The sequence below is a fragment of the Collinsella sp. TF06-26 genome, from assembly GCF_002232035.1.
Taxonomy (GTDB): domain Bacteria; phylum Actinomycetota; class Coriobacteriia; order Coriobacteriales; family Coriobacteriaceae; genus Collinsella.
Genome location: NZ_NKXR01000030.1, coordinates 1 through 2090 on the forward strand (window position 1 = coordinate 1; position 2090 = coordinate 2090).

At 55.6% G+C, this 2090-nt stretch carries 1 protein-coding gene; it reads left to right on the forward strand.

Annotated features, from left to right (window positions below):
- Window positions 1-223 precede the first annotated feature (223 nt).
- Window positions 224-1918, forward strand: coding sequence for a phospho-sugar mutase (locus CHY22_RS09790; RefSeq protein WP_089573692.1), 1695 nt, complete (start codon window positions 224-226; stop codon window positions 1916-1918).
- The last annotated feature ends 172 nt before the right edge of the window (window positions 1919-2090 follow it).

Consider the following 2090-nt stretch of genomic DNA (forward strand, 5'->3'; position numbering starts at 1 on the left):
AGATTGAAGAAGGGGGAGGCCTCGCGGCCTCCCCCTTTTTTGCGTTTACGGGCAACATTCCTTATGCAATTAAATCAATTTAATCATCCACCGCTGAATATAGACGTTCACCGTTCTTTGGTCGGTTCTCTATTCTCAATGGACTAATATTTGCTTTAGCGCACTGCTGCGCTTGTCCTGTTTTTACACGGGTCGTTTTATTGATTGTGACGGAAGGACTCACATGGCAGATGTTCATGAGCTGCTTGATACTTGGATTGCCAATGTCAAGGACGAGGAGCTCCTCGCTGAGCTTAACACGATGAAGGAGCAGGGTGATGGGGACGCCATCACCGATGCTTTCTTCCAAGATCTCGCCTTCGGTACTGCCGGCCTTCGCGGCACTATCGGTGCGGGCACTAACCGTATGAATATCTATACGGTCGGTCGTGCGACCCAGGGATTCGCTGACTACCTCAATGCGACCTTCGAGCATCCAACGGTTGCCATCGCTCGCGATAGCCGCAATAAAGGTGAGCTGTTCGTTAAGACGACGGCTGCCATTCTTGCAGCAAACGGCGTGACTGCCCTCGTTTATCCCAAGATTTCTCCTGTGCCGACGCTCTCCTGGGCCGTCCGTGATCTTAAGTGCTCCGGTGGCATTTGCATGACCGCTAGTCATAACCCGGCACCGTATAACGGCTATAAGGCCTATGGCCCCGACGGCTGCCAGATCACCAGCGAGGCCGCCGATGCAATTTCTAAGGCTATCGCCGAGACCGATACGTTCACCGGTGTGAAGTCCATGGACTTCGATGAGGCTCTTGAGCAGGGTCTGGTCAAATGGATCGATGACTCGTGCCTCGAGCGTTATTACGACGCCGTTCTCGCTCGCGGCGTTACGAATCTTTCTGCCGAGGAGATTGCCGGCGCACCGCTCAAGCTTGTCTATACGCCGCTGAATGGTACCGGCCTCATTCCCGTCACCACGGTGCTCGAGCGCGCTGGCATCACTGATGTCACGGTTGTTCCCGAGCAGAAGGAACCTAACGGCGATTTCCCGACCTGCCCGTATCCTAACCCCGAGATCCGACAGGCCATGCAGAAGGGCATCGATCTCTGCGAGCAGGTTCACCCCGATCTGCTGCTTGCGACCGATCCCGACGCCGACCGTGTTGGTGTTGCCGTTAAGAATGGCGATGACTATCTGCTGCTGACCGGTAACGAGATGGGCGTCCTGCTGCTCGACTATATTTGCAAGACCCGTGCCGCCCGCGGCGAGGACCTCACTAAGAAGGTCGCGGTTACTACCATTGTTTCTTCCGCCATGGTCGATGCTCTGGCCGAGGAATATGGCTTTGAGCTCCGTCGCTGCCTGACGGGCTTCAAGTACATCGGTGACATCATTACCTCGCTTTCCGATGCCGGTGAAGTCGATCGCTTTATCTTCGGTTTTGAGGAGAGCTACGGTTATCTGGCTGGTGATCACGTGCGCGACAAGGACGCCGTGAGCACTTCGCTGCTGATTTGCCAGATGGCTCAGTATTACAAGCTGCAGGGTAAGAACCTCGCCGACGCGATGCACGAGCTGTACGAGAAGTATGGCTACTACCACAATAAGACGATTTCGCTGAGCTATCCGGGTGCTGAGGGTGCGGCAAAGATGGCCGGCATCATGGCCGGTCTGCGCGAGAACCCGCCCGCGGAGCTCGCCGGTTCCAAGATTGAAGCCGTCGTGGACTACAACACCTGCGTGAACGGCCTGCCGAAGGCTAATGTCATTGAGTTCGATCTCGAGGGTGGCAACAAGGGTATCGTCCGTCCTTCCGGCACCGAGCCCAAGATCAAGCTGTATATCTTTGCCAAGGGCGCGGATGCCGCCGAAGCTGATGCAGCACTTGACGCGATTGAAGAGTCCGGTCGCAAGCTGCTGGCATAAGGTATTTAAGAGTCTATTACTGTAGATAGGCGAAAGAGGGGATCTCGGAAACGAGGTCCCCTCTTATATTCACCCAGCCAGCCGAGAGTCCTTATATGTGTAGGAAATGTGTACGCCCAGATTCCCGCCCCCGGCGCCCCTCCGGTCTGGCAATATATCTCCTTGCCGCGCG

Excerpts from the sequence above, each read along its gene's own strand:
- CHY22_RS09790 (WP_089573692.1), top strand. The coding sequence starts at position 224 with ATGGCAGATGTTCATGAGCTGCTTGATACTTGGATTGCCAATGTCAAG.